This is a genomic window from Streptomyces sp. NPDC058664, assembly GCF_042716635.1.
In the GTDB taxonomy this organism is placed as follows: domain Bacteria; phylum Actinomycetota; class Actinomycetes; order Streptomycetales; family Streptomycetaceae; genus Streptomyces.
On sequence record NZ_JBHXRW010000256.1, the window covers coordinates 1 to 1,049 of the forward strand.

The 1,049-nt window shown below is 72.6% G+C and carries 1 protein-coding gene; it reads right to left on the reverse strand.

Going from position 1 to position 1,049, the window contains the following annotated elements:
• Window positions 1-1,038, reverse strand: a 1,038-nt coding sequence (locus ACFWUY_RS41980; RefSeq protein ID WP_384122444.1) for a nitrate- and nitrite sensing domain-containing protein, incomplete at its 3' end; no start/stop codon positions are given.
• Window positions 1,039-1,049 lie beyond the last annotated feature (11 nt).

The following is a 1,049-nucleotide window of genomic DNA, read 5'->3' on the forward strand; positions in this document are numbered from 1 at the left end:
GGTCTGCACCCGGTCCAAAGCGCCTGCGACAGCGGCGATCTCGACACTCGCACCGGGCGGCGTGCGGACCGGGGCTGGCGGGTCGGGCTGGGCGTCGGCGGCACTGTGCCAGGCGGCGATCACCTCGGGCAGGCGCGTGGAGGCGACGTCGTCGGCCTCGGTGGCCAGCCGGGCCAGCGGGCGGACGATGGCCCTGATGCTGGCGAAGACGAGGGCGACCTCGGCGGCGATCGCCAGCAGCGCGGCCAGCGCGAAGCCGGCCAGGATCAGCGCGGCGTCGCGACGCAGTTTCTCGGCACGCGCACCGACGTCATCGCCGATCACCTGCTGGACGATGCGCTGCTCGTCGATCACGGCGGTCATCTGTGCCCACCACACGGCCGGGTCGACCGGTTCCACCAGCGGTCCCAGCGTCGAGGCGATCGCGATGTTCTCCGATTCGGTTGCCCGCGTGGCGTTCTCACTCGCCAGCACCGCGTCGACACGCGCCTGCTGGGCCGGGGTCGCGTCGTGGCCGAATGCGGTGAGCGCGGCGTTGCGGGCGGCGCGGATGTCGAGGAACTGCACGTACTCCCCCGGCGCGAACTCCCCGGCCGCGAAGACGCCGTTGAGGAAGCCGCGCTCGCGGGCGGCGAATTCCTTCGCGTCACCGAGTGCGTAGAGGGCCTGCAGGCCGTGCCGGACAGCCGGGTCGCGCGCCTGGTCGAGACCGAGCGAGAGACGGTTCAGCGCGTCGATGCCGTCGGTGTAGAACTGGAACGCCGCCTGCCGGGTGACATTACGGTTGTCGATCTGGGAGCGGATCGCGGGCAGCCCCGACAGGTGGCCGAGCGCCGAGCGCACCTCCCCCGCCCCGGGCGGATCGCCCGCGACCGTGTCGACCAGGGCGCGCAACGCCGAGTCGGTGCCCGCGCGCTGGTCGGTGACAGGTTGACGCAGGCGTTGATCACCGCCGAGCAGCCCATTGCTCAGCCCGCGCTCACGCTGCACCTGCTGCACGAGGTCCTGCGCGGCGAGCGCGACCGCTACGGCGTCCACGGTCTCACCAC